The 2,216-nt window shown below is 43.2% G+C and carries 2 tRNA genes and 1 rRNA gene; all 3 read left to right on the top strand.

The features are described 5' to 3' along the window. Window positions 1–425 precede the first annotated feature (425 nt). The 3 genes from GRQ01_RS07450 to GRQ01_RS07440 all read left to right on the top strand — a co-directional run bounded on the left by GRQ01_RS07450 (window position 426) and on the right by GRQ01_RS07440 (window position 2,216). A 16S ribosomal RNA gene (locus tag GRQ01_RS07450) occupies window positions 426–1,938 on the top strand. A gap of 120 nt (window positions 1,939–2,058) precedes the next feature. Then, window positions 2,059–2,134 (top strand) — tRNA-Ala (locus GRQ01_RS07445). 5 nt (window positions 2,135–2,139) lie between these two features. Then, a tRNA-Ile gene (locus GRQ01_RS07440) sits at window positions 2,140–2,216 on the top strand.

Here is a 2,216-nt window from a genome sequence, read left to right as displayed (position 1 = left end):
AATCCCCCACTTTAATCCCCATTTAAGTTTAATTAGTTATACTTTCATTTCCTTTTTCTAAAAAAGGACTTAAAATCTTTTAAATTATAAAGTTTCACCAGTCTAGTAGATTTTATAAACTTGGCTTTTTAGCTTAAAATTAATTTAAAAGCTAAAAGCTTGTTATAAATCTTGTTTTTTAATTTAAACTTTTCTTTTAAATAATGATTTTTTGCAAATTTAATAAAAACAATTTTTTGTTTTCGTTCTTTATAATTTAGTATTGTTATTTTAAATCTTAAAGTCAATCTTTGAAATCTAAATAAGTGATCGATTGAGCCCATAGAGATTTAGGCATAAGTAATTATGTAAAGTCTTTATACAATCTTTTTTAATAATAATCTTTATGTTTTCCTTTTGGAAAAAGATTAAACTAGCTATAAAATATTATGGAGAGTTTGATCCTGGCTCAGAGTGAACGCTGGCGGCGTGCCTAATACATGCAAGTTGAACGATGAAGCTTCTAGCTTGCTAGAAGTGGATTAGTGGCGCACGGGTGAGTAAGGTATAGTTAATCTGCCCTACACAAGAGGACAACAGTTGGAAACGACTGCTAATACTCTATACTCCTGCTTCACACAAGTGGAGTAGGGAAAGTTTTTCGGTGTAGGATGAGACTATATAGTATCAGTTAGTTGGTGAGGTAAAGGCTCACCAAGACTATGACGCTTAACTGGTCTGAGAGGATGATCAGTCACACTGGAACTGAGACACGGTCCAGACTCCTACGGGAGGCAGCAGTAGGGAATATTGCGCAATGGGGGAAACCCTGACGCAGCAACGCCGCGTGGAGGATGACACTTTTCGGAGCGTAAACTCCTTTTCTTAGGGAAGAATTCTGACGGTACCTAAGGAATAAGCACCGGCTAACTCCGTGCCAGCAGCCGCGGTAATACGGAGGGTGCAAGCGTTACTCGGAATCACTGGGCGTAAAGGGCGCGTAGGCGGATTATCAAGTCTCTTGTGAAATCTAATGGCTTAACCATTAAACTGCTTGGGAAACTGATAATCTAGAGTAAGGTAGAGGCAGATGGAATTGGTGGTGTAGGGGTAAAATCCGTAGATATCACCAAGAATACCCATTGCGAAGGCGATCTGCTAGAACTTAACTGACGCTAAGGCGCGAAAGCGTGGGGAGCAAACAGGATTAGATACCCTGGTAGTCCACGCCCTAAACGATGTACACTAGTTGTTGGGGTGCTAGTCACCTCAGTAATGCAGCTAACGCATTAAGTGTACCGCCTGGGGAGTACGGTCGCAAGATTAAAACTCAAAGGAATAGACGGGGACCCGCACAAGCGGTGGAGCATGTGGTTTAATTCGAAGATACGCGAAGAACCTTACCTGGGCTTGATATCCTAAGAACCTTATAGAGATATGAGGGTGCTAGCTTGCTAGAACTTAGAGACAGGTGCTGCACGGCTGTCGTCAGCTCGTGTCGTGAGATGTTGGGTTAAGTCCCGCAACGAGCGCAACCCACGTATTTAGTTGCTAACGGTTAGGCCGAGCACTCTAAATAGACTGCCTTCGTAAGGAGGAGGAAGGTGTGGACGACGTCAAGTCATCATGGCCCTTATGCCCAGGGCGACACACGTGCTACAATGGCATATACAATAAGACGCAATACCGCAAGGTGGAGCAAATCTATAAAATATGTCTTAGTTCGGATTGTTCTCTGCAACTCGAGAGCATGAAGCCGGAATCGCTAGTAATCGTAGATCAGCCATGCTACGGTGAATACGTTCCCGGGTCTTGTACTCACCGCCCGTCACACCATGGGAGTTGATTTCACTCGAAGCCGGAATACTAAAACAGTTACCGTCCACAGTGGAATCAGCGACTGGGGTGAAGTCGTAACAAGGTAACCGTAGGAGAACCTGCGGTTGGATCACCTCCTTTCTAGAGTACAAAGTAACAAGTCTCACAACTGTTACTTCATAAACTCAATCATCCTTGTTTAGATTTTAAAGATTGATAAAACATATTGAGAGTAGATGAAGCATCATCAGTTTTCCTCATGGGGAATTAGCTCAGCTGGGAGAGCGCCTGCTTTGCACGCAGGAGGTCAGCGGTTCGATCCCGCTATTCTCCACCATAAAAGGGCCTATAGCTCAGCTGGTTAGAGTGCACCCCTGATAAGGGTGAGGTCACAAGTTCAAGTCTTGTTAGGCCCACCA

The organism is Campylobacter bilis (assembly GCF_016806695.1).
In the GTDB taxonomy this organism is placed as follows: domain Bacteria; phylum Campylobacterota; class Campylobacteria; order Campylobacterales; family Campylobacteraceae; genus Campylobacter_D; species Campylobacter_D bilis.
The sequence above is the reverse complement of the archived record's forward strand: the minus strand, read 5'-3'. Positions and strand labels throughout refer to the sequence as shown.